24 protein-coding genes are annotated in these 24713 nt (G+C 45.0%); 7 read left to right on the plus strand and 17 right to left on the minus strand.

Annotation, left to right across the window (positions count from 1 at the left end):
• Window positions 1-331 precede the first annotated feature (331 nt).
• Window positions 332-592, minus strand: coding sequence for a metal-sensitive transcriptional regulator (locus CN378_RS22160; protein WP_098354670.1), 261 nt, complete (start codon window positions 590-592; stop codon window positions 332-334).
• Window positions 593-742: 150 nt separating this feature from the next.
• Between CN378_RS22160 and CN378_RS22165 the strand changes: the two genes are divergently transcribed.
• Window positions 743-1660 carry a PucR family transcriptional regulator gene (locus tag CN378_RS22165; protein ID WP_098354671.1) on the plus strand — a complete coding sequence of 306 codons (918 nt, stop codon included), beginning with the start codon at window positions 743-745 and terminating at the stop codon, window positions 1658-1660.
• Window positions 1661-1756: 96 nt separating this feature from the next.
• On the plus strand, window positions 1757-2854 hold the full coding sequence (locus tag CN378_RS22170; protein ID WP_098354672.1) for an ABC transporter ATP-binding protein: 1098 nt from the start codon (window positions 1757-1759) through the stop codon (window positions 2852-2854).
• 48 nt (window positions 2855-2902) lie between these two features.
• Here the strand turns inward: CN378_RS22170 and CN378_RS22390 are convergent, their stop codons facing one another.
• The gene (locus CN378_RS22390) at window positions 2903-3154 is read right to left on the minus strand and encodes a hypothetical protein (protein WP_142323652.1); all 252 of its coding nucleotides are present in this window, start codon (window positions 3152-3154) and stop codon (window positions 2903-2905) included.
• A gap of 297 nt (window positions 3155-3451) precedes the next feature.
• Here CN378_RS22390 and CN378_RS22175 point away from each other — a divergent pair, with 297 nt between their 5' ends.
• Window positions 3452-3670 carry an alpha/beta-type small acid-soluble spore protein gene (locus CN378_RS22175; RefSeq protein WP_064091756.1) on the plus strand — a complete coding sequence of 73 codons (219 nt, stop codon included), beginning with the start codon at window positions 3452-3454 and terminating at the stop codon, window positions 3668-3670.
• Window positions 3671-3763: 93 nt separating this feature from the next.
• Here the strand turns inward: CN378_RS22175 and fumC are convergent, their stop codons facing one another.
• From fumC to CN378_RS22195, 4 genes are all read right to left on the minus strand, one after another.
• The gene (gene fumC, locus CN378_RS22180) at window positions 3764-5149 is read right to left on the minus strand and encodes a class II fumarate hydratase (protein ID WP_098354673.1); all 1386 of its coding nucleotides are present in this window, start codon (window positions 5147-5149) and stop codon (window positions 3764-3766) included.
• A 238-nt stretch (window positions 5150-5387) separates the two neighbouring features.
• Entirely contained in the window at window positions 5388-6122 is a 735-nt protein-coding gene (locus CN378_RS22185; RefSeq protein WP_098354674.1) for an amino acid ABC transporter ATP-binding protein, read from the minus strand.
• A gap of 18 nt (window positions 6123-6140) precedes the next feature.
• On the minus strand, window positions 6141-6845 hold the full coding sequence (locus CN378_RS22190) for an amino acid ABC transporter permease (protein ID WP_098354675.1): 705 nt from the start codon (window positions 6843-6845) through the stop codon (window positions 6141-6143).
• Entirely contained in the window at window positions 6829-7644 is an 816-nt protein-coding gene (locus CN378_RS22195; RefSeq protein WP_098354676.1) for an amino acid ABC transporter substrate-binding protein, read from the minus strand. Before CN378_RS22195 ends, CN378_RS22190 begins: the two co-directional genes overlap by 17 nt.
• 205 nt (window positions 7645-7849) lie before the next feature.
• Here CN378_RS22195 and CN378_RS22200 point away from each other — a divergent pair, with 205 nt between their 5' ends.
• A complete protein-coding gene (locus CN378_RS22200) occupies window positions 7850-8458 on the plus strand; it encodes an NAD(P)-dependent oxidoreductase (protein WP_098354677.1) in 609 nt (202 codons plus the stop codon).
• Window positions 8459-8506: 48 nt separating this feature from the next.
• On the opposite strand, the gene CN378_RS22205 is transcribed toward CN378_RS22200, so the two are convergent.
• From CN378_RS22205 to yfcC, 10 genes are all read right to left on the minus strand, one after another.
• Window positions 8507-9001: a hypothetical protein gene (locus CN378_RS22205; protein WP_098354678.1), complete on the minus strand. Its 495-nt coding sequence runs from the start codon at window positions 8999-9001 to the stop codon at window positions 8507-8509.
• Complete coding sequence (locus CN378_RS22210) at window positions 8998-9375, minus strand: hypothetical protein (RefSeq protein WP_098354679.1); 378 nt, start codon at window positions 9373-9375, stop codon at window positions 8998-9000. The genes CN378_RS22205 and CN378_RS22210 overlap by 4 nt, the downstream gene beginning before the upstream one ends.
• Window positions 9376-9602: 227 nt before the next feature.
• Window positions 9603-11621: an ABC transporter ATP-binding protein gene (locus tag CN378_RS22215; protein ID WP_098354680.1), complete on the minus strand. Its 2019-nt coding sequence runs from the start codon at window positions 11619-11621 to the stop codon at window positions 9603-9605.
• Window positions 11618-13375, minus strand: coding sequence for an ABC transporter ATP-binding protein (locus CN378_RS22220; RefSeq protein WP_098354681.1), 1758 nt, complete (start codon window positions 13373-13375; stop codon window positions 11618-11620). The genes CN378_RS22215 and CN378_RS22220 overlap by 4 nt, the downstream gene beginning before the upstream one ends.
• A 540-nt stretch (window positions 13376-13915) precedes the next feature.
• Window positions 13916-14122, minus strand: coding sequence for a sigmaY antisigma factor component (locus tag CN378_RS22225; protein ID WP_098354682.1), 207 nt, complete (start codon window positions 14120-14122; stop codon window positions 13916-13918).
• On the minus strand, window positions 14119-14436 hold the full coding sequence (locus tag CN378_RS22230) for a YxlC family protein (RefSeq protein ID WP_098354683.1): 318 nt from the start codon (window positions 14434-14436) through the stop codon (window positions 14119-14121). Before CN378_RS22230 ends, CN378_RS22225 begins: the two co-directional genes overlap by 4 nt.
• Window positions 14426-14953, minus strand: coding sequence for an RNA polymerase sigma factor SigY (gene sigY, locus CN378_RS22235; RefSeq protein ID WP_098354684.1), 528 nt, complete (start codon window positions 14951-14953; stop codon window positions 14426-14428). The genes CN378_RS22230 and sigY overlap by 11 nt, the downstream gene beginning before the upstream one ends.
• A 174-nt stretch (window positions 14954-15127) precedes the next feature.
• Window positions 15128-16396 carry an MFS transporter gene (locus CN378_RS22240; RefSeq protein ID WP_098354685.1) on the minus strand — a complete coding sequence of 423 codons (1269 nt, stop codon included), beginning with the start codon at window positions 16394-16396 and terminating at the stop codon, window positions 15128-15130.
• A gap of 343 nt (window positions 16397-16739) precedes the next feature.
• On the minus strand, window positions 16740-17912 hold the full coding sequence (iadA, locus tag CN378_RS22245) for a beta-aspartyl-peptidase (protein WP_098354686.1): 1173 nt from the start codon (window positions 17910-17912) through the stop codon (window positions 16740-16742).
• Between the two features lie 76 nt (window positions 17913-17988).
• Window positions 17989-19491 (minus strand): putative basic amino acid antiporter YfcC, encoded by a 1503-nt coding sequence (gene yfcC, locus CN378_RS22250; RefSeq protein WP_098354687.1) that lies wholly within the window; start codon window positions 19489-19491, stop codon window positions 17989-17991.
• 167 nt (window positions 19492-19658) lie between these two features.
• Here yfcC and CN378_RS22255 point away from each other — a divergent pair, with 167 nt between their 5' ends.
• A complete protein-coding gene (locus tag CN378_RS22255) occupies window positions 19659-21716 on the plus strand; it encodes a sigma-54 interaction domain-containing protein (protein ID WP_098354688.1) in 2058 nt (685 codons plus the stop codon).
• Between the two features lie 314 nt (window positions 21717-22030).
• Window positions 22031-22555 (plus strand): universal stress protein, encoded by a 525-nt coding sequence (locus CN378_RS22260; RefSeq protein ID WP_098354689.1) that lies wholly within the window; start codon window positions 22031-22033, stop codon window positions 22553-22555.
• Between the two features lie 60 nt (window positions 22556-22615).
• Here the strand turns inward: CN378_RS22260 and CN378_RS22265 are convergent, their stop codons facing one another.
• Window positions 22616-23068 (minus strand): helix-turn-helix transcriptional regulator, encoded by a 453-nt coding sequence (locus tag CN378_RS22265; RefSeq protein ID WP_098354690.1) that lies wholly within the window; start codon window positions 23066-23068, stop codon window positions 22616-22618.
• Between the two features lie 198 nt (window positions 23069-23266).
• On the opposite strand from CN378_RS22265, the gene CN378_RS22270 reads away from it, so the two are divergent.
• Window positions 23267-24673 (plus strand): cryptochrome/photolyase family protein, encoded by a 1407-nt coding sequence (locus tag CN378_RS22270; protein ID WP_098354691.1) that lies wholly within the window; start codon window positions 23267-23269, stop codon window positions 24671-24673.
• Window positions 24674-24713: the final 40 nt, after the last annotated feature.

Here is a 24713-nt window from a genome sequence, read left to right on the forward strand (position 1 = left end):
TATGACCTCGAGCCTCTAGCCGCCGGAGCTGGACAATCGAAAAGCGCAGGCGGCTTGATCAGGCCCGACAAGCATAAGACGAACCCACCGAAAAGGCGCTCTTTGCCTTTTTGGTGGGTTTGACTTATGACCTCGAGGGACTAGCCGCCGGAGCTGGACACTAGAAAAGCGCAGGCGGCTTGCTTAGAGGCGACAAGCATAAGACGGAAAGGCCGGAAAGGCGCTCTTTGCCTTTTTGGCATTTCCGGCTTATGACCTCGAGGGACTAGCCGCCGGAGCTAACCAAAAAAAGCTGCCAAGGGGAATTCCCCCTGTGGCAGCTTTTGATCATTTATCGGCTTTTCACAAGCATATTGACGGCTTCTTGAATCGCATCTTCCGCCTTTATACCCTCTTCTTCTGATTCGCGTATGCACGCTTCCAGATTTTTCGCCACGATGAGACCGATTGTGCGGTCAACGGCCGTGCGAACTGCAGATAACTGGGTCACGACATCCTTACAATGCTGTTCTTCCTCCATCATCTTCAATACACCGCGCACCTGACCTTCAAGACGCTTCATTCGATTCGTAACTTCTTTAGTATATTCCATATCAGGACACCCCATAAGAATTTATTCATTCTATAATAGTATTAAAATTAGTATACTTTTGCAATCATCCACTCTTTGATTACTCGGACTATTTCAGTACAATAGTCATTATAACCTTATTTACTATAATAATGAACAAAGAGGGATCATATGTTTACATCTTTACGTAAAAAATATCCTGGGGCCATTATCCAGCACCACTATCCCACAAGCCTTGAACCCACTAAGGTTTGGTTTACAAACGAACAGGAAGATGAATATATAGGGATCGATCAATCGGAGATCTCCCAGGAAGAAACCGATTTGTTATGCTGCTTGTTTAAGAAGATTGACGCCCCACCGGGAATGGTGAATGATTCCCCAGAGGCTGCCGAGTGGTACCACTACCTGGTTGAACATGGTGCCGCGCCTTCTACAAAAGCGGGGGAGGTACGTGTCATTCAGTTCACAATGAAAGAGGAATTGAATCCGCTTCAACTCAAAGAGGCGTTTCAACATCTATTACCACATGGGACCATCCTCGTATTCGAGGCTGACCAGAGGGGACTGCTCATTGAAGAGAAGCATGAATGGGCACTCGATGAGGAGCAATTGCTGTCTATTTCCCATGTGATCGAGTCGGACTTTTTCGTCAGCCCCTCTTTTTACATAGGGCAATTTCATGAGGTCGATTCTCGATATCCGGCTTTCTTCGCACGTGAGCGGGAGCTGTTTGCATTTACCAAAGTCAACCATAAACAGGCGTTCATCCAAACGGCTGTGACGGTGCTGCCTGAATTTGCCCTCCATCATCTTCCGCGGGAATGGGAAGAGCATATTTTCAAAAAGGTCGTCGACATCTTTACGGAAGACCCCGACCTGATCCACACGATAAGGGCCTTTCTCGAAAATCAATCCAATATCAGTCAGACGGCCAAGAAATTATTCATGCACCGGAACAGCGTCCAGTACCGGATTGATAAGTTTATCGAAAAAACAAATATAGATATTAAAAGCTTCCAGGGAGGGATCCTTGCCTATTTTGCCTGTTTAAGCTTCCAATCTGACAACCTGCCCAAAAAGAGCTAGACAACTTTGTGCAGGTTGACCATATCGTTTTGTATACGCTTTCTCTACAATGAATCTATAGATGAAAACGATTGCATTTCAGAGGAGGAAAATTAAATGGCTGAATTAAAATTAGAACATATCCACAAAATTTATGATAGTAAGGTAACGGCTGTGAATGACTTCAATCTTCACATTCAGGATAAAGAGTTCATCGTATTTGTCGGACCATCGGGCTGCGGTAAATCCACTACCCTCCGTATGATTGCCGGACTTGAAGAAATCTCAAAAGGGGATTTCTCCATTGATGGAAAGCGTGTGAATGATGTGGCGCCAAAAGACCGCGACATCGCCATGGTATTCCAGAACTATGCCCTATATCCGCATATGAGCGTATATGATAATATGGCATTCGGTCTGAAACTGCGTAAGTTCGATAAACAGGAAATCGACCGCCGTGTGCAGGAAGCGGCAAAGATCCTTGGCCTTGAAGCACTTCTTGATCGTAAACCGAAAGCATTATCAGGTGGTCAGCGTCAGCGTGTCGCACTTGGCCGTGCCATCGTCCGTGATGCGAAAGTGTTCTTGATGGATGAGCCATTATCCAACCTTGATGCGAAGCTTCGTGTGCAGATGCGTGCAGAGATCGCCAAGCTTCACCAACGTTTACAAACGACAACGATCTACGTAACACATGACCAGACAGAAGCAATGACAATGGCCACACGAATCGTTGTCATGAAGGATGGAGTGATCCAACAAGTCGGTTCTCCTAAAGAAGTATACGATAAGCCTGAAAATGTCTTCGTAGGCGGATTCATCGGGTCACCTGCCATGAACTTCTTCCACGGATCCCTTGAAGAAGGACATTTTGTCATTGGTAATACAAAGGTTTCTGTACCGGAAGGAAAAATGAAAGTGCTTCGTGAGCAAGGTCACATTGGCAAGAGCATCATCCTCGGAGTGCGTCCTGAAGATATCCATGATGAACCCCTTTTCCTGGATACTGCCGAAGGTGCGAAAATCACAGCAAAAATTGAAGTATCCGAACTAACGGGTGCGGAGACTATGCTTTACTCTCAACTGGAAGGACAAGAGTTTGTAGCCCGCGTCGACTCCCGTACTGATATCGTTGCCGGTCAAACAATCGACCTTGCATTTGATATGAACAAAGCCCATTTCTTTGATTCAGAGTCTGAATCAAGAATCCGATAAGAAGAGAAGAAAATGGCGCATCCCATCAGAGGGATGCGCCATTTTTTATCAGAACTCCGTTAAACCGATGCTTTTCCCCTCTTCTTCCCCGCATCGTATACAGGTAAAAAGGTGGAGGCAAGTATCAGAGCAGCTGCTGTTCGGGATGCTATCGGCTAATTGTACATGCTGTATATCCATATACGCACTGTACTCATCGTAAAAATCATAATATCTTCCCTGATCGGTTGTAGAGTCCCCGCATTTCTTGCAAAGTCCTTTATATTCAACGATCCCGTTACATAATGCGCAAGCTTTCATGCTGTGTCACCATACTTTCAATCTAATTCATCGTATACTGTTATCCTTTTTACAATCACAAAGATTTATGTAGAGAATTTTCAGGGATTTAACAGGAATAAATTCCCTCTCACCACCCTGCATATAATCCTTCAGAATAACCATAATACCTAGTAACAAGGCAGCAACAAGCCTTCTCTAAACCCCACTCGATGGGTTACACCATAATAAGATGGTCGCTCATGGAATAGCGGGCTGGTGCAAATCCAGCTAACCCAACCAAAAAAAATCATACACATTTTAAGGAGATGACAGATTATGCAACAGCAACAATCTCGCAGCAATTCATCTAACCAACTAGTAGCTCCAGGAGCTCAACAAGCAATCGACCAAATGAAGTACGAAATCGCTTCTGAATTTGGCGTACAATTAGGACCAGATGCAACAGCTCGTGCTAACGGTTCTGTAGGTGGAGAAATCACTAAACGCCTGGTTCAAATGGCTGAACAACAAATCGGTGGCGGGTACCAACAATAATTAGCAATTTCATATGAATGGATCAAGCCCCCGGTCATTGGCCGGGGGCTTTCATGATGTTAAGATCGAATGGACTCTGGCCATTCTTTTCTATCATTTATTATGAACCATCTCTTCAGGATCGATCCACGAATCATACTGTTCCTCTGTCAGGTAGCCTGACTTGATGGCCGCTTCTTTTAACGTTGATCCATTCTGATGTGCCTTCTTCGCAATCTCTGCCGCCTTCTCATATCCGATGTGGGGATTGAGAGCCGTCACAAGCATGAGTGATCTTTGCACAAAGTCTTCAATGACCTCTCTGTTCGCCTCGAGTCCCTTCACACATTTGTCGTTGAAGGACTTGATTCCATCTGCCAGCAGCCGTACCGATTGCAGCATATTATAGATGATGACCGGTTTAAATACATTCAGTTCGAAGTTTCCTTGACTGGCGGCAAATCCTATGGCTGCGTCGTTTCCAAAGACTTGGGTCGCGACCATCGTTACGGCCTCACTTTGGGTAGGATTGACCTTACCCGGCATGATGGAGCTGCCTGGTTCATTAGCAGGTATCGTGATTTCCCCGAGGCCGCTCCTGGGACCGCTTGAAAGCCATCTGACATCATTGGCTATTTTCATCAAATCAGCTGCCAATGCCTTTACGGCGCCGTGTACATACACCATTTCATCATGGGACGTCAGGGCGTGGAACTTATTATCGGATGAAACGAATGTGATGCCTGTCTGGACTTCCAACTGTTTCGCCACCTTGTCACCGAAAGCGGGATCCGCATTGATCCCTGTTCCCACGGCAGTCCCTCCGATGGCCAGATTGACCAAACGCTGTACACTTTCTCTCGTCATACTATAGGATTTTTCCATCATGGAGCGCCATCCACTGATTTCCTGTCCGAGTGTCAACGGAGTGGCGTCCTGGAGATGCGTACGTCCGATCTTTATAATATCCTTGAATTGATATTCTTTCTCTTTCAATGTGGCAATGAATTCCTGGAGCACAGGAAACAGCTTTGACTCGATTTCCTGATAAGCCGCAATGTGCATGGCAGTCGGAAATGTATCATTGGAGCTTTGGGACATATTCACATCATCATTGGGATGAACTTTCTCATCCGAACCGTTCTCAGCCAGTATTTCATTTGCACGGTAGGCAACCACTTCATTTACATTCATATTGGATTGAGTACCGCTACCCGTTTGCCAGACGACCAGTGGGAAATGGGCATCCCACGTCCCTTCAAGAATCTCATCGCAAGCTTTCCCAATCGCCTCCATCTTCTCTTTCGAAAGCTTTCCAAGTGAATGATTGACGACTGCCGCCGCCTTCTTCAGCTGTGCAAAGGCATATGTAACCTCAATGGGCATCTTTTCTGTACCGATCTGGAAGTTTTCTTTACTCCGCTGAGTCTGGGCACCCCAATATTTTTCTTTAGGAACCTTCATTTCTCCTATCGTGTCACGTTCAATACGGTATTCCATTGTCATTCCTCCCTATAAATGATCCAACTACTACCATATTTCCACTAAATCGTGCCATTTAACCTTTTTCTGAAAAGTTTATTAGGGACTCCCCGGTTTATTCGAAAAGAATGGGGAAATGATGAATTGTTTAGTAGGATGAACGGGGAGCTGGTGCCGAAGAGGGTGAAACTTCTGCCACTTCCCCTCGGTACAAAAAAAGATGAATGAGCGTCAGCACCATCCATCTTTTTCTAATTTATTGTATTAAGTTCAGGAATTGTTTCGTCCGTTCATTCTGAGGGTTCTCGAAAACTTCCTTTGGTGTGCCTTCTTCAACGATATACCCGCCGTCCATGAAGATGACCTTATCGGCTGCTTCTTTCGCAAATCTCATTTCATGAGTGACGACCACCATCGTCATCCCCTCTTCAGCAAGGTCTTTCATGACCTTCAATACCTCGCCCACCAATTCGGGATCGAGGGCCGAGGTCGGCTCATCAAAGAGCATCACTTCAGGCTCGATGGCGAGTGCCCTTGCGATTCCGACCCTCTGCTGCTGCCCTCCTGAAAGCTGGAATGGATAGTAATCCACCTTGTCACCAAGGCCCACTTTTTCAAGCAATCGTATGGCTTTCTCCCTTGTTTCGGACTTGTTGCGTTTTTGAACGACCGTAGGACCTTCCATGACGTTTTCAAGGGCAGTCATATGGGGGAAGAGATTATAGTTTTGAAAAACCATCCCCGTTTTCCTTCTTAGCTTGATTAATTCCTGCTTGGATACTTTTTTATTGAAGTCTACCGACGTTCCTCCGATGGAGACAGTCCCGTCATTGGGGAGTTCAAGGGCATTCAAACAACGCAGGAAGGTTGTCTTTCCTGAACCTGAAGGACCGATCAGGACGATCACCTGTCCTTTTTCGACCTCTACATCCATTCCCTTTAATACTTCTAACTGATCAAATCGTTTGGTTAAACCTTTGATGGAAATCATATTCAATCTCCTTTAAAATTACTTGGCAATATACCGGTCCAGTCGGTTCTCGATACGACCCTGTATGATGGATAAAATAAAGCAGATGATCCAGTAAAGCAGGGCTGCTTCCATATACATGAGCAGGAACTCATAGTTCGTCGCAGCGATTTCCTGGGCTTTTCTGAACATTTCCGTTACAAGGATCAAGGAAGCTAGTGACGTATCTTTCACCAGACTGATGAATGAGTTCGATAATGGCGGAATCGATACTCTTGTCGCCTGTGGCAGGATGATCCGTTTCAGTGCCTGTGAATAGGTCATACCGATCGAATATCCGGCTTCCCACTGACCTTTAGGAATCGATTGGATCGCTGCACGGACGATTTCAGAGGAATACGCCCCCTTGTTTAATGAAAAGGCGATGACCGCAGCAGGGAATGGGTCAAACTTCAGCCATTCTATCCCTGTTGAAGGCATCCCGTAAAATATGATGAATAATTGCACTAATAATGGCGTACCACGAATGGCTGACACATACACTCTTGCGATTCCTCTCAATATACGGATATTGGATAATCTCGCGAGTGCGGTCAAAACAGCCAGGATCATCCCCAGAACAAATGATATAAGCGCTAGAGGGATAGAATAATACAAAGCTCCCTTTATCAGCGGAAGCAGGGAGCTTTGCAAAATATCAATCATTGCTTGAGGGTCCTGGTAAATACTATTTAGGAGATACATCTTCTCCGAACCATTTATCAGAGATTTCTTTGTACGTACCGTCTTCCATCATTTCCTCCAGCGCTTTATTTACTTCTTTAACCAGTTTATCGTTGCCTTTGCGGAACATCAGACCACTTTGACCTGCATCTTCAGCTTCAGCCGCAATTTTGATGTTCGCGTTCGGTTGTTTCTTTAAGTAATCAAGGATGGAGATCTTATCATTCACTGTCACGTCCACTCGTCCTTGTTCCAGAAGTTGAATGGCTTGGGCAAGACCTTCGACACCTTGGATCTTCGCACCGTTCTTTTCAGCGATATCACGGTAGTTACTTGTCAGGGACTGAGCGGAAGTCAACCCTTTGATATCTTCAAATGACTTAACATCTTTATTGTCTTTTGATACAACCACTACGGCACTTGATTCGATGTATGGTTTAGAGAAATCATATTTCTTCTCTCGATCTTCACGGATCCCCACCTGGTTTGCAATCATATCAAAACGCTTGGAGTTCAATCCTTCAAACATGGCGTCCCACTGAGTTTCCTGGAATTTTGCCTCGACTCCGAGACGCTTCGCCACTTCACGTGCGATTTCCACGTCAAAACCGGTGAGTTTCCCTGATTCGTCATGGAATGTGAAAGGAGGATATGTACCTTCCGTACCCACGAGCAATTCACCATCTTCCTTTACCTTGTCGTAAAGGGATGTTTTCTCAGAATCTCCATTCGACTCTTCTTTATCTTTAGATTGGCCACATGCAGCTAATACCATGGATAAGGCGATTAGCATGATAATGGATAATTTCCACTTTTTCATTGTAAAACCCCCACTATTCTTATCGGATTTAATTTTGTTACGATTGTCATCATAAAACGAGACAGGGAATAAGTCAACATAAAAGTTTTCATTTCGAGATTTTTTCCCTGACACCTACTAGTATGCAACCCCCAATCCAGATTCATGTAAAAATCCCGGTTATACGATACACTACTTTCTATAAGGAAACGAGGAGGTCAGGAGTATGAAAATTTCTTTATTCGGTAGTACGGGCCGGGTTGGTTCCGTTGTCTTTCAACAAGCCCGGTCAACATATGAAATCAACCGTTTAGTACGGAGAAAGAATGGAATGGACGCTTCAGGTATGGAGGTGGTGGGTGATGTGCTGTGCGAAGAAGACGTGATGAAGACCATCGAGGGCTCCGAGGCCGTGGTCAGCTGCCTGAATACCGATAAACATGACGTCCTTTCAAGAAGCATGCCGATCTTATTAAAAGCCATGAGGTATCATGGCGTGAAGCGGATCATCACCTGCGGTACGGCAGGCATCCTCCAGGCAAGGAGGGATTCAGGCCTCTACCGATTTCAGACAAGTGAATCGAGACGGAGGAGCACAAAAGCTGCAGAAGACCACTTAAAAGCCTTTTTAATGCTGCAGGCATCGGAAATGGATTGGACCGTCGTGTGTCCGACCTATTTGCCCGATGGAGAAAGACTGGGGGAGTATAGGACGGAGAGCGATGTTCTTCCCGAAGGAGGGAAAAGCATCTCTATATATGACACAGGAGATTTTATTTATCAACAACTAACAGATGACTCCTATATCAAAAGACGTGTGGGAATATGCTATTGACAGATCTGAGCAATAAAAGAGGGACAGATAATCTGTCCCGAAAATGCATCATTTAAATATGGTCGATATGATTTCGTCGGTGGTCATCCCACTTTCGACTTCAAATGTACCCGGGCGTAAGTCGTTCTCAACACCGCGCTTTTCCACTTCTTTATAGAAGTCCAGACCACTCTTGATGATATTGGCTTTCTCGAGGGCATTTCCAACGTCGATGCTGGTCATTCCTGTAGAAACAGTAAGCATGGTTTTGTATATCACCTTGCCATCGGTCTTTTCATCTTTTTTGTTTGGTGCTTCGTCTTTGTCTTCCTGCTTTTCGTTCATTGCTTCGAGCTGCTTATTCCATTGATATTCCGTATGTATGACATAGCCCTTTGAAGTCAGTTTCTTCACCATTTCGTCCTCTGACAATTTTTCAACTTTGGCAGGTTCTTCTTTCCCGGTACTCTTTGCTTCAGAAGGACCAAACAGGTACACCGCCCCGATCAAAGACGTTGCTATCAAGATCCCTGCAGCAAAACTCCGTAATGAATTAGATGTCATTGTGCCACTAAGCCCCTTTCACCTTTTTGGGCCATATACGGCGAGAGCATATGCTCTACTTCATTAGGCTTGAGTTTTGTTTTTCCCGCTATGCTCTCAATGGAATAGCCTCTTTTATGCAAATCAAGCATCTCGCGGAGCAGGTCACGTTCTTCGGACGCTGCAGGTGCAGCCCCTGCCTGCTGGGCGGTTATTTCTGCATCCAATTGAATATTCCTTAACTGCTTCTCCAATTCATGAACCTCATTCAACACAGAAATCGATACATGCTCTATCTGTTGTTCAAGCTTTGAGTGGGTTTGTGTCGTTTTAATAAACGATAAAATGAGCAGCACAACTGCTGTCCCAAATAAAATGGCAATCATCCATCCCATTCTAGGATCCTCCCTTTATGAAACTTTTTTATCAATTAAATTATACATTGATAAAGGGAGAAATTCGATTTAAAACGACAAAATCCCACAAAAGTCCTGTTTTCTTAACAGGAAATTGTATATATGCTTCTTTCTAAATCCTCATTGCACGTGGTTCTTTTCAAAACCTGCATCGTTCAAAAAGAAAAAGCATCCGACTACCCTCGCCGGATGCTCTTTCCCAACCTTTATCCTGCCATATCACCATTTGATCCCTGCTGAAGCTGGTACATTTGAAAATATCGTCCCATCCGCTTCATCAATTCATCATGATTGCCGCGTTCGACGATTTCGCCCCGATCCAATACAAGGATCTGGTCGGCATTCTTGATCGTGGAAAGCCGGTGAGCGATGATGAAGGTCGTTCTTCCCTTTTTCAGTACTTCCATCGCTTCCTGAATGATGGCTTCCGTCTCTGTATCAATACTCGATGTCGCTTCATCCAGGATCAGGATTGCCGGATTAAAGGCAAGGGCCCTTGCAAAGGAAATCAATTGACGCTGACCGGATGAAAGAGTGCTTCCCTTCTCGATCACGGGTTCGTCATAGCCCTTTTCAAGGTTTTTGAACACCTTTTCCGCACCAACGGCTTTGAGTGCCTCTTCTACCTGTTCCCTTGAAATTCTCGGGTCGTCAAGACTGACGTTGGATGCGATTGTCCCTGTAAACAAATAGGGATCCTGCAAGACAATTCCCATATGCTCGCGAATCGTCTGATAGGGAATATCCACAATATCTTTTCCGTCGATGAGGATTTTCCCCTCATTACTATCGTAGAAACGGAATAATAGATTCATGATGGAGCTTTTTCCTGAACCAGTGTGCCCCACAAGGGCAACGGTTTGGCCTTTGCTTGCGGTAAATGTTATATCCTTCAACACATATTCATTTTCCTTGTAACCAAAGAAAACATTCTCAAAGCTGACATTCCCCTCATATCGGTCCATTTTCTCATCTTCAACAGGAGTTCCTGTCTCTTCTAACAGTCGGAAAACACGTTCCCCGGCCACTAGTGCCTGTTCAAGGTTGGCAAGCTGGTTTACGATCCCCGTCACCGGCTGGAATAATCGGTTGATGTAATCGACGAAGGCATACAGGACACCCAGTGTGACCACCGACCCCACTCCGATCGCCGCTCCCCCGAAATACCAGATGAATGCCACGAAGGTGATATTTCTTAACACCCCTACCAAATTGTGAGAGGTCATTGAATTCAAGCTTAATAGCTTATTTTGATACTTGAAGTGTGTTTCGTTCAAGTCTTCGAATTCTTCATTCGTTTTCTTCTCCCTGCTGAAAGCCTGTATGATGTTCATGCCCTGGATCGATTCATTGATCATGGCATTGATATCACTCACTTTTGATCGGATGATGTGGTTGTATTTAGATGCATAAATACGATACAGGTATGTCCACACCACCAGGATCGGAATCAGGATCAAGCAGATCGCCGCCAATTTTGCATCCAGTATAAATAGCGCAATATAAATTCCGATAATGTAAATCGTACTGGAGAAGAAGGTCGATAGTACGGTTACATACAGGTCCCGGATCGCTTCCGTATCGTTTGTGATTCTTGCGACGACCTTCCCTGCCGGCAGATTATCGAAATAGCGGATCGGAAGCTTCTGGATATGTTGAAACACATCATTTCGCATTTTTTGAATGACACGATTTGCCGCCTTTTGAAGGTAGAATCGCTGGCCATATTGGAAGAATGCGGCAGCGACAAGCAAACCGAAATAAAAGGCGATCAATTTAATTATCTTAGGGATTTCCGGATTATAGAACTTGAGAAGCTCATCACCTGTTAGCTTCTCAGCAGGATAGGTAGCCGATTGTTCCCCTTTGGTTATGGTCATCTCCCCTGATGACACAGATCGTTCTCCGTCAAAGGAAATGGCTTCAGGGACAAAATAAAACGCTCTGCCTACCTGAAGGATACGGATGTCTTCCCCTTTGGTCTCCCCTTCAGAGAAATACTTGGCACGCTTATACCACGTACCATTATATGGTACCGCTTCTTCCCCTTCGGCCGTTTCATACCAGGTGGATTCGATTCCTAAAATGTGGTCATCAATCAGTTTTTTCGCAATGAAAGGACCAGCAAGTTCCGCCGCCACTGACACACTGAGCATCAGCAGGGCAGCTATGATGATTTTTTTATAAACAAGCGCATATTCAGTTAATTTTCTTCCCACTTTCATGCGCCCACCTCCTCAAGTGAGGAATCTTCAACTTGTTGGCGGTCGAATTGTTCTTTGTACCAGCCGCCATTCTCAAGGAGTCGTTCATGGACCCCTTCTTCTACCACTTTCCCATCTTCAAATACAATGATCCAATCTGCACGCTGGACCGCAGAGAGGCGATGGGTCGTAATAATCGTTGTTTTTCCTTCGCGTTCTGTTCGTATATTGTCTATGATTTTTGCTTCTGTTTTTGCATCCACAGCCGATAACGAGTCATCCAGGATCAGGATTTCAGGATTTTTGATCAGGGCACGGGCAATCGATATCCTCTGCTTCTGTCCCCCTGAAAGGGCTACCCCTTTTTCTCCGACAAGGGTGCTCAATCCATCCGGCAGCATCTCGAGGTCCTTCTTGAAATCAGCCAGTTCAATGGCTTTTTCCAAATCCTGCTCAGTTGCATCATGCTTCCCGAATAGGATGTTTTCCCGTACGGTCCTGGAAAATAGAACATGATCCTGTGGCACGTAGCCAATCCAGTCCCTTACTTGCTGTATGGTCAAATCACCGATCGGGATCCCCCCGATGGATAGGGTGCCACTACCTCCTGGATATTCACGCAGGAGCTGCTTGATGAACGTCGTCTTCCCGCTTCCGGTCTTTCCGACTATCCCCAGGGTACCGCCTTGGTGAATGTCCACATTGATGTTGGCCAGATTAAGGACCTGTGAGGAAGGGTACTGAAAGTCCACATCCTTGAAACCGATCTGTTCAGGGGAATCAATCCATGTAGGATTCTCTTTGTCCTGTACGTCCTGGACATAATCAAGGGTCTCCTGAACCCGGTCGAGGGAGGCATTCCCACGCTGCATCACATTGATTAATTCACCAATCGCAAACATCGGCCAGATCAGCATCCCGAGATATACATTAAACGAGACCAGTTCTCCCAGGGTGATGGTCTGATGAAACACCAGGTAGGCACCGTAGCCAAGTCCGATTAAGTAACTCAATCCGACCAGGACTTTGATGGTAGGTTCAAAGAGCGAGTCGATCCTCGCTACACCGATGTTTTTGTCATATACGTCTTCCGTCATATCAGCGAACCGCCTCTCATCAGCCCGTTCCTGCACATATGCCCTTATGACCCGGACTCCAGCGATGGACTCAAGAACTTTATCATTCAAGTCCCCGAATGAATCCTGTGCTTCGGTGAACCGCTTATGAATTCTCGCACCGTATACCTTCATCAACACGGCCATGATCGGCAGTGGCAATATGGCCGCAATCGTCAGTTTCCAGCTGATGAGAAATCCCATTGTAAAAAGGATCGTTAACATGAAAACACTGGAATCGATTAAGGTTAACACACCGAAACCGGCCGTTACCGAAATCGCCTTCAGGTCATTGGTTGCCCTTGCCATTAAATCCCCCGTACGATTCTTTTCAAAGAATGTCGGTGTCATCTTTAACAGATGTCCCATGAATTTGCTGCGCAGCTTCCTCTCAACGAGAAAGGCCCCGCCGAATAGTTGATACATCCATACATAGGTCATCCCATATGATAGGAGGGCAATCCCTGCAATCATCCACAGATACTTCCCCACCACATCCCAGCTCATCGCACCGAGGTGAATGTCATCGATGGCATTCCCGACAAGCTTAGGCGGGATCACATCAAGGACCCCGACAATCGTTAAGAGAACAATCGCCACCGTATACCTTTTCCAATTTTCAATAAAAAACCATGATAATTTCTTAAAAATACTAAACATCCTACTTTACCTCCCCTTGTCGACTTTCAACACTATCCGCCTTCTGTCTCCACCGCAGCCAGCATCTTCTTCATTTGAACCATTTCCATCTTCATTTCCTCCTCTATAAATTGACTATATATGTGATCAAGGATACCCTTGGATGCACCATTCACCTTTAAAGCATAAAAAAGACGGACGTCAAGAGGCAGTCATCAATCGATCACTCATGGTCCGGGACCTGATCCAATCGAATATTTTGCGCCTTCTAAACGTCCGTCTTTGTTTTTGGACATATAAAAGCACAGGTTACGTACATAACCTATGCTCAATGGATTAACGTTATCGCTAAGGAGTTACTGGTCATGTGATGATATGAAATTAGTATTAAATGCCGCTCGCGCTTGTTGAACTCTATACACTTTCATCATCACAAACCCTCCATTCATGTTCATTATTTATTCCATTAATAACCATACTACACAGCCTGAATTGTGTCAATATTATTTTTATTAGTAATTTTCTATACACTATATGCTCTTCTGATGGTTGAGTGAACCCTCATTTCTTTCTTCCTTTGAATTTCCTCCAAACCTTCTTGGCGAATATCAAATAAAAAAGGATGGGCATCGGACACTGAATCAATCCCCAGATCCCCCAGAACCAGTATTGGTGACCGTTCTTCCGTGCATCGATAAACAAATAAATACTTTGAATCAAAAGGATGGGAATGACAATGGGGAGAATATAGAGTTCTTCTTTTGTCATATCCTTTTCACCTTTTTCACATAGGTTATCCCGATAAACATTAGTGCTCCCACGAAGATGAGAACCTGCAGGAGAAGAAATAGCGCGGGCAGCTGAAATAATGTAAGGGTGAACACAGTCAGGATACAGCAGGCCAGCAGAAGAAAAAGGAAGATATCCCGTTTAAACCTGGCTCTCAGCTGCTGCTGCTGATCCACAACCAATTGCTCAAACCATTGCAGGGACGGAGTGTTTTCATCTACTTCCTTATCAATCGACTGGAAACCGTCCTGCAATACTTTCTTGATTTCATCCTGTTCATGATCATTGTTCATCTATTTTCAACTCCTTTCTCAGCTTGATGATCCCGTTATGCACTCTTGATTTCACTGTCCCTGGTGCAAGATCTGTCATATGACCTATTTCTTCATACGAATATCCGTAATAATGTTTCAGAATGATCGGGAGCCTGACATCTTCAGATAATGTGGACAATGCCCCTAACACGTCATTCCATTCTTCATTTCTAGATTCCATTTCCCATTTCAGCTTTCTTACACTCATTTCTTCTTTCTGCCAATCGGTTTCTCTTTTCCGTTTGCGCTGAAGGTCGATATACCGATTGGTGGCAATGGATATGAGCCAAGAAGAAAACTTGGATTTACCGTTGTATTGATGGATCTTCTCCACGCATTTCGCCATGGTATCCTGGGCAAGCTCTTCTGCCTGATCACGATTCATGGTCACTTTGATCAAGTATTTCACTAGAAAGGGATAATGTTCCCTAAAAAGAAGAGCAAAGGCTTCGTGATTCCCCTTTTTCGCTTGTTTAATCCATTTTTTCTCTTCCATCCCCTACTGTCCTTTCTATCCACCCCAGCCGGTGAGTTCATTGATAAGACGCACAACAGGAAAAATCGTTCATAAAAATAGTATAGTATCTTAACATTTTTTTCATTCTGTATTTTCAATAGTAGAAAACCCTCTGATGATTAGTCTTACCTATTCATCAGAGGGGAATCAGGATTATCCATTTAGAACGGCCGTCTGGGTTTCTTCTTCCTTTACGTATTTTGGCAGAATGATGGTGTAGAAGATGGCTACTATGATCAAGCATCCGCCTACGAGCCAGTAAAGCATCTCTACAGTGACCACTTCAGGGAATGTCATGGCGATGACTCCGAGGGTGAGAGATTGGGACAGCATCATGAGTGGATTGATCCACCCCTGCACCCTTCCCATCATTTTAGGGTCGATGATACTCGGCATCCATCCTCCGATCGCAATATTTACGAGGGGTAATCCCAGCGCAGCGATAAAAATGATCATCAGGAAGGTCCAGGTGGTCGGCGCGAAGGACGCTGCGATGATAAATGTTCCTGAAATCACCAGCCCTGCCACGATCAATACGTGAAACTTGAACTTCTGGGCGAGCATCGATGAGAAGATACTTCCGATCAGTACCCCAGCCCCGAAAGCGACTCCTAATAGAATTGAATATTCCTCATAAGATCCGGGAGCCAGTTTATATTTCAATATAAAGATCGGAATGACAGAGAATCCCCCGTTCACGACCCCAAATACGACAAACCCGCCAATCAATGATAATAGCAGCTTATGATTCAGAATATATCTCATGCCGGCTGTAAAGTCCTTGGTGACAGATTGAATATTCAAATCCTTCAAAGCATGTTTCCCATTCGGCAGCCTGACATCTTCAGGAATGACACATTTTTTAATGAGGATGGCAGAGACCACAAAGGTAGCGAAGTCAACGGCGATGGCACCGTAGATCCCCGCCGTCCAATAGACAAAGATGGCAATCGCATTTCCAAGGAGCATGAACAAGCTCATCACCATTTGATTCAATCCAGCTGCCGTGGAATAATCATCCTTGGAGAGTACCCCTTGCAAGATTCCCTGTTCAGCCGGAAAGAAGAACTTCTGGACGCCGCTCCTCAGGAAAAGAACGGCAAAGATGAGCGGAAGCCAGCCGATGAATACGGCGCCGAATAATAATAGAGTGAGAAAGGCACTGATCGTATCACAGTGATACGCAATCTTTTGACGATCCATTCTGTCAGCGAAAACACCCACCAGGAAAAACACCAGAAGCGTCGGAAGCGAGTACATCATTTCGGTTAAGGAAGCATACATGGGCTGATCCGAAAAGCGGTCCAGAAGATAAAACATGAACGCTGTCAGCCCTATCACACTTCCCATATGCGAAGTGAAATTAGCGAAAAATAATTTTAAAAATATTGGATTCTGAAAGATTTCGATCATTTTTTTCATACAAACCGTCCCCCATCACTGATTAACTTTCTTTATCGTACAGAAATCCACTCATCGTCAGGAGGGTCTATTGGTGGTTTTTTCCTCCGCCTCTGGTCGGATGGGGACCGGGTATCTTTTAAGAAGGGGTCTTGATTGGCCTCTTCGCTGATATATGTGGATTTCCGCTGATATATTCCAGACTCCGCTGATGTAGGGGATTTCCATGATATAACTGGAATTTTCCTGATAAAATGAACATCTCGGAAGAATTCCTTTAAAGAATCCAATAGCTCACTCATACCCGGCACTAAGAAAAATAGCCCGAAGCACAAAGGCCCCAGGCTATTTCCACTTATAACAGTTATTCAAATGTCCCCTTCACAATCGCCTTCCCATCCTCCACCATCAATTTGCCCCTGGCGAAGACAGAGCTCACATCGAGTGAGTTTTTATCCAATAGTACAAGATCAGCGTCCTTTTCTATTTCTACAAGCCCTTTTTCCTTTAATTTCAGGATTTTCGCAGGATTGGAGGTTATGACTTTGATCGCTGTTTCCAACGGAATGCCTTCCTCCAGAACGGCGTCCTTTACCTCTCTGTAGAGACTCGACACCTGACCGATCTGCAGCCCGATCAGTTCTCCATCCCCATCAAAATCCGGCAGGCTTGCTTGTCCATCGGAAGTGTATGTGATTTGTTCCACTGGTACGCCTGCATCGAGCATGCGTTTAAGTGCCTGACTGCATTTGACTTCCCCGTCTTCGAGAAACTGTGGGATGGTGCTTGTCGTAAAATCTACATATCCTCCTCTTAATGCAAATTGGATCCCTGCTTCAAAGAGATGGGCATTCCGGTTAATATGTGTCGGGTAGAATTGTTTGATCGGAATGTCCGTTGTCTCGACGATTTCTTCCAGGAGTTTCAAGTGATCATAACTATCCCCCACATGGACATTGACAATGCCTGCTTTGCCGGACAACATGCCACCGATCCTTGCAGCTGATGCAATTTTTGCTAATTCGTTGACCGTCGGTTGGGAGGATCGGTGATCGGCAATGGCCACTTCCCCCACGCCTATGATTCTGTCCACCAGGATGATGTCGTCCTCGATCTTTCCGGTAAGCGTTTTCAAGGGTACCTGGTAGGAACCGGTTTGTGTGTAGCATGTGATTCCTTCTTCTTCAAGTCCCTTCGCTTTAGCAATAAGGCTTGCCATCGTCCTCGTTGTCCCATCTGTTCCGATGACCCCGACAAGAGTGGTGATTCCGGCAAGAGTGGCCTGGGAGAGTTGGATTTCCGGAGTCCTTGTACGGAAGCTTCCTTCACCTCCGCCGCCCATAATATGTACATGGGAGTCAATGAATCCGGGTACCACATACTTCCCTAGTGCATCCACGACTTTTATATCCACAAATGAATCCGGAAGCTCAATATGGTCTTCAATGAATCCTATTTTATCCCCGACCAGGAGGATATCTTTTTTCCCTAGATATTCTGGAGCATAAACTTCCCCGTTTTGAATTAATGTCAGCATGATGTTTGCTCCTTTCATTTCATGTTAATGACCGCGCCGGGGCCAGAAAGGTGGACCCGGCACGAAAGTTCATAAGTTAGAATCCGATGAGTGTTGCCGTAATCACAAAGATGGACGACAGTACGAATAGAATGAGCATGAATTTAATGATGAATTTAGCCCACACACCCCAATCGACACGTGCTGCTCCGAGTGTACCCATCAGGGCAGCAGAGGTCGGAACCAGGATATTCGTCAGTCCATCCCCCAATTGGAAAGCAAGTACCGCTACCTGGCGGGTGACGCCGGCGATATCTGAAAGTGGTGCCATCAGAGGCATCGTGAGCGCTGCTTGACCAGAACCGGAAACGACGAAGAAGTTGAATACAGATTGGAATACATACATACACCAGGCAGAAATGGCTTCAGGGAAATCACCCACCACTTGACCTGCACCATATAACACTGTGTTTAAGACCGATGGTGCGTCCGGTGCGTCCCCACCAAGGATGATGACGATCCCTTTTGCCATCCCGACCACCAATGCGGCAGGCAAAAGATCCTTGGCACCGTCGATGAAGCCGTTTGCTACATCGTCCCAACTCATTCCATTTAATTTAAATAGAACGCCGATGATCCCTGCCACTAAACCAATCGTAAAGAATTGGCTCGCAATCTCAGGGATATAGTAAGCGTGCTCGACTACTCCCCAAATGATCCACGCAATCCCCACTGCTACCGTCAGGATGACGAGTGAGTGTCCCCAAGTGAACTTTGCATTTAGATTTTCCACTTTACCTTCTTTACGGAAGTACTCATCCGTCTTATAAGAAAGACTTCGTTTAGGATCCTTCTTGATCGCATTGGCATATCTCCACGTGTAAATGATTCCAACCAGGGTAAAGATTATCCACATGACAATTCGGAAGCCTGCCCCTGATAGAACCGGAACCCCTGATACCCCTTGTGCGATCGCCACACCGAATGGATTCATCCATGACGTGGCAAACCCGATTTGAGTTGCTACATACGTGATCATGATCCCCGTGATGGCATCATACCCGATGGCAATCATGATCGGAACGAGGATCATAGCAAAGGCGATGGCCTCTTCCCCCATTCCAAAAACGGCTCCACCTAATGAAAATAAGAAGAACATGATCGGAATGATTAAGGATTCCTTCCCTTTGGTCCGATCGATGACCTTGAGGATCCCTTCTTCAATCGCTCTTGTTTTCATGATGATTCCAAATGCTCCCCCGATAATGAGGATAAAAGCCACTACCCCTACAGCCGATCCCCATTTATCGCCGGAAACTAGACCTTCAAATACATAGTTCAGGAAACCGATCCCCCCACCGGGTTCGAATAGACTCGTTCCTTCTCTGATCAGATTTCCATCTTCATCTTTTAAATAACTGAAAGAATCCGGGTTTAACACCGTTTTTGTCTGTTCTTCCCCATCCTGCATGTACGTAATCTCTTCTGTTGCAAATTGCCCCTTAGGTATGACATACGTTAAAATAGCAGCTGCCAGCACGACGAAAAACACGATGATAAACGTGTGCGGCACCTTCCAGGCTTTTTGTTCTCTCTCCATTCTTAAATCCCCCCGTTTGACAGTATGATAAAGCTCATCCATATACATGCAAGTTCTGTGCCAACCTTCAATTATCTGAAAATACAAACTTCCGCTCCATTAATGGTTGAAATCGGTTAGAATATAAGTAACCAATAAACCTATTTCCAACCATAAGGAGGCGCCAAATGAAACGAGAATTAATCCTATTAGCTGGTACAAAGGAAACGGAGAAAGCTTTGAAGGAACAGCTGCAATCCGTTTTCGGAGAGTTGATCCATATAACAAGCTATGCGTGTGATGAAGGGATCCCTAAGTACTTTACGGATGAGTTGATCGTGTACTCTTCTGCACTGATCGCCCCTGAAGTAGAGGAATATATCGATTTCGATTCCTGCTCCATCATTAAAGCCCGCCGTACCGTGAATTATGAATACATAGACCGTATATTTGAATTACCTCCCGGAAAAAGGATCCTGTATGTCAATGACTTCATTGAAACGGCCCAAGAAGCTGTCTCCACTTTAAAACGACTCGGGATCGATCATGTGGATTATATCCCTTACTCCCCATCGGCAGCATATCCGGGACCATTCGATATCGCCATCTCTCCAGGTGAAATGAGAAGCATCCCTTCTTCCATCCCGAAGAAAATAGATATCGGTGTAAGACTCATTGATTTGAATACGATCATGAAAATCATATACCACTTTCAATTATCCGAACAACTTACCTCAGACATTACTGATCGTTATACGAGAAAGATCATTGAACTCAGTCAAAAACTCGGCGCCATCAACAGGCGCGCGAAAACATTGAACAAATTTTTAAACAAGGTGGTAGATGGAGTCAATGACGGGATCCTCGCCTTTCAGGAGGATGGGGAAATCACCGTCTTCAATGAAGTGCTTGAAAGGATGGTCGGCATCACCGCCACCCATGCAAAAGGAAAAAAGTTGAACAGGGTGTTTAAAAATATCGAACTCAACCATTTTCTGACCTCCCGCCAGGATGAAGATCAGGAATATTTCACCCTGCGGCAGCAGAATGTGATGGTATATCGTTTCCGGTTGGAGGCTGAAGGGGTCATCGTGGCCACATTCAAGGATATGGAAGAAACCATTGAAATGGAAAAGGTACGAAAAAGGGAATTGCAGCGAAGGGGATATATCGCCAAATATACATTTGAAAGCATACTGGGAAACAGCCGGCTTATCACTGAGACCAAATTGATTGCGGGAAAACTTGCACAGAGTGAGCTGCCCGTCCTGATCTACGGTGAGACAGGTACCGGGAAAGAGCTGTTTTCAAGTGCCATGCACAATGATTCTTCCCGTAAGAACAGTCCTTACCTGGCCGTGAACTGCAGTGCATTACCGGAAGATTTATTAGAGAGTGAATTATTCGGTTATGAGGATGGGGCTTTCACCGGGGCAAAAAAGGGCGGCAAAAAGGGATTATTCGAACAAGCAGACGGGGGCACCCTTTTTCTCGACGAAATTGGAGATATCAGCTTAAAGCTTCAGGCCAGGCTCTTGAGGGTCCTTCAGGAAATGGAAATCAGAAGGATCGGAGGGAATAAAAACATTCCGGTTGATGTCAGAATCATTGCCGCCACCAATAAGGACCTTCAATCCCTAATAATAGAAGGAACGTTTCGTGAAGATCTTTACCATCGATTGAAAGTACTGTCCCTTCAACTTCCGAGCCTTAGGGAAAGAAGTGAGGATATCCCCCTCCTCATTGAACATTTCCTTCGCATGGAACAGAGTAAGATCACCACCATCGACGAAGCCGTTTTAGAAGCCATGAAGAAAGCCCCTTGGAGTGGGAATATCAGAGAACTGAAGAACACGCTCCTGTACATGATGACCGTTTGTGGACACGATCGATTAACCATACAGGAATTACCGAGAAACGATCATAATTTTACAGAAAAGGAGCAGACTAAGGGTACCTATCCCCTCCCGGAAATCCCCATGTCCAAATCCGGGGAGTATATCAACATCCTGGCTGTATTAGTGACGTTCTTCGAAAAGGGTGAGAGGGCGAGCAGGCAAAAAATCCATTCTTCACTCCAACAAAGCTCGACTCCTCTATCCGTCCAACAAATCCGGACACGTTTGAACGAACTTCAGGATCTGGGTTACGTCTTCATTCAAAGAGGAAGAAGCGGCACTGAAATAACACCGGCAGGAATAACGTGGTTAAACAATCAGAGGGAGAATGTTTTAACAAATAGTTAACGGGGTATCTTACTTTTAACCGGTTAGAAATACGATAAGTCGAGGTGATTTTCATGGTACGTACAATCTTAATGGTCATTGGTGCAATCGTTGTTATTGGCTGGATTATCAGCATGCTTTAAGAAACACCATATCAGCCAAACATTATTCTTGCTATTATTTGTATTTTTAAAGCGAAGGAGCAGAATGGATCTTCCCCCATTCTGCTCCTTTTATTCGGTTTCAATTTCATGACTTTTCTAGAATCTGCAGAAAGAGATTAAATATTTTTCAAATGGGTAAATAACAGATATCCCACTATTGAGGTGATTAACATGTATAGACATATTTTATTAGCTTATGATGAAACAGATGGCAGCAAAAAAGCGTTGGAAGAAGTATCGAAATTAATGAAAAGTTCTATAGACACAAAATTAACCGTACTTCACATTTCAGATGAGAAAACAGCGAATGAATCCCATGAGAACCTTACACCGACTCATGCGATCGCTGATACATCCCCTGGTTTTGATAACCAGTACATGGGGAATCTCTCGGTTTCACCGGATAATAAGGTCCATACATCAGAAGAAGATCGTCATGAAATCAAGACCCCCTCTTCTACCCATCCATATCTGGTGAATGCGAGGGAAAAGCTTTCTCCTTATGGAGTAGAGGCCGATTACATCCACCTGTCCGGTTCAGAAGCGAAACGCATATGTGAGTATGCCAAAGAAATACAGGCCGACTTAGTGGTAGTCGGCAGCAGCGGCAAAACCGGCGTGAAAAAATGGGTACTCGGCAGCGTCAGTGAAAAAGTCACCCAGGATTGTGAATCCAGTGTTCTCGTTGTAAAATGACCTTGAGTCAGGGAGGGACGGACCTTATACAAGGTGTGTCCCTCCCTTTTATGTATGTGTCTACCCTTCCGCTAATTCATCGAAGCGTTTATGGCTGCCTTCCTCATCAAAGCTGCTATAGATACGGTAGTCCTCACTGTCTAATATTCGATAATGCTTGCTGAACAGATTTTGTTGGAGGATATATTCATCGGTCTTTTTCACGTCTTTCCACCACATCTTGCCGCCAAGGGTTTTTTCTTTCCGATAATCGATGCCTTCCCGGGCAATGGTTTCGATGACTTCAAGAGGTTCCCCCCCTATACTTGCTGCCAGGGTTTCACTGTCCTTAAATAAGGCACAAATGGCAACGGCGGCGGTCCAGCTGGCCATCACCCTCCCCTTTTCAATCTGAACCAGTGTTTTTTTCGATAACCCTATGACAGTTGCCATCTTGTCCTGGGTATATCCCGCTTCCGTCCGTATCAGCCTTAATTTATCAGAGATGATTAATATGATTTCTTCTTTTGTCATGGTTTCACACCTTATTGGTTTATAGTGTAATATTACACCTATATCATTCCTGGTTTCAATCCCAAATAAACATTTTTCGTTAAACCCATCGATTTTTGTATCCAATTGGAAGGTTCATTATACTTTTAAACAGACTCAAACTTCGCACAAAAATACTCATACCATTATCTATAGACCCTATTTCAAGGAGGAATCAACATGGAGAAATCGGTCATTGTTCTGATCAGGGAGGATTTCAGGATTGATGATCACCCTGCCCTCTACGCAGCTTGCCGGGAAGGGAAGGTGATCCCCCTTTATATTTTGGATGAGAAAACCTCTTCATATCCAGCGGGGGAAGCAAAGAAGTGGTGGCTTCACAGGAATATCGAGGCCTTTCAGTGCACTCTTCAATCGATTAACGGACGACTTTGGCTGGATAAGGGGAAAGTCGAAGAAGTTCTTCCCGAATGGGTGGAGAAGACAAATGCATCTGCTGTTTATTGGAATCGGGTTTACGACCCCGAAATATATGAAAGGGATCGTATCATGGCCGAGTCCTTATCCTCTCAAGGCATTGAAGTCAAAACCTTTGAGGGCACACTACTATTGCCACCGTGGAAAATAAAAAAGGACGACGAAACCCCTTATAAAGTATACTCAGCCTTTTACAGATCACTGAGAAAAGAAGAAATCCCTTCACCCCTTCCGTCCTTAAGACATCTAGAGGTTCCACAACTTAAAGAAGTTGGGATGTTTCTGGAGGATTTAGCCCTCCTTCCACCCATCCCCTGGTATCACATCATGGAAAGTATTTGGGACCCCGGTGAAGAGGCAGCCTTCAAAAGAATGAAATCATTCATTAAGAAAAGCCTTCATGATTATGCTGAGGGAAGGGATTTCCCTTGTGCGGGACATTATTCCACCCTGTCTCCCTATTTGGCTCTCGGGGTCATTTCCGTCAGGAGGATCTTTCACACCTTAATTGAAATGGAAAACAAACCGGTTGAACCTTTTATCAAGCAACTGATATGGAGGGAATTTTCTTACGCAGTCCTCCTCCATTATCCCGATTCCACAAGCCGGCCCCTCAATGAAAAGTTTGAAGATTTTCATTGGCAAACGGACGAAGATGGGTGGGAAAAATGGAAACAAGGAAAAACCGGCTATCCGATTGTTGATGCCGGGATGAGGGAGTTATGGGCAACAGGATTCATGCACAATCGCGTGCGGATGATTGTGGCTTCCTTCCTCACGAAGCACCTGCTCATCCCCTGGCAAAAAGGAGCAGAGTGGTTTCTGGATACCCTCATTGATGCCGATCTGGCAAATAACACCATGGGGTGGCAATGGGTGGCGGGATCAGGTTTTGATGCAGCCCCTTATTTTCGCATCTTCAACCCGACACTGCAGAGTGAAAAGTTTGATGAAGATGGGGCATATATCCGAATGTGGGTACCGGAATTAAGTCAACTTCCGAATCGATATATACACAAGCCCTCAGACGCTCCCGGTGAGATCCTTAAAAAGGCAAACGTTCATCTTGGTGTGGATTATCCATACCCAATCATCGATCACAAAGCGGCCCGCAGAAGAGCGTTGGAGCAATACGAGGAAATAAAATAGCTCTAAACAGCAGCACGTACAAGAAAGGGGCTGGGACAAA

It is taken from the genome of Bacillus sp. AFS015802 (assembly GCF_002561455.1).
In the GTDB taxonomy this organism is placed as follows: Bacteria; Bacillota; Bacilli; order Bacillales; family Bacillaceae_B; genus Rossellomorea.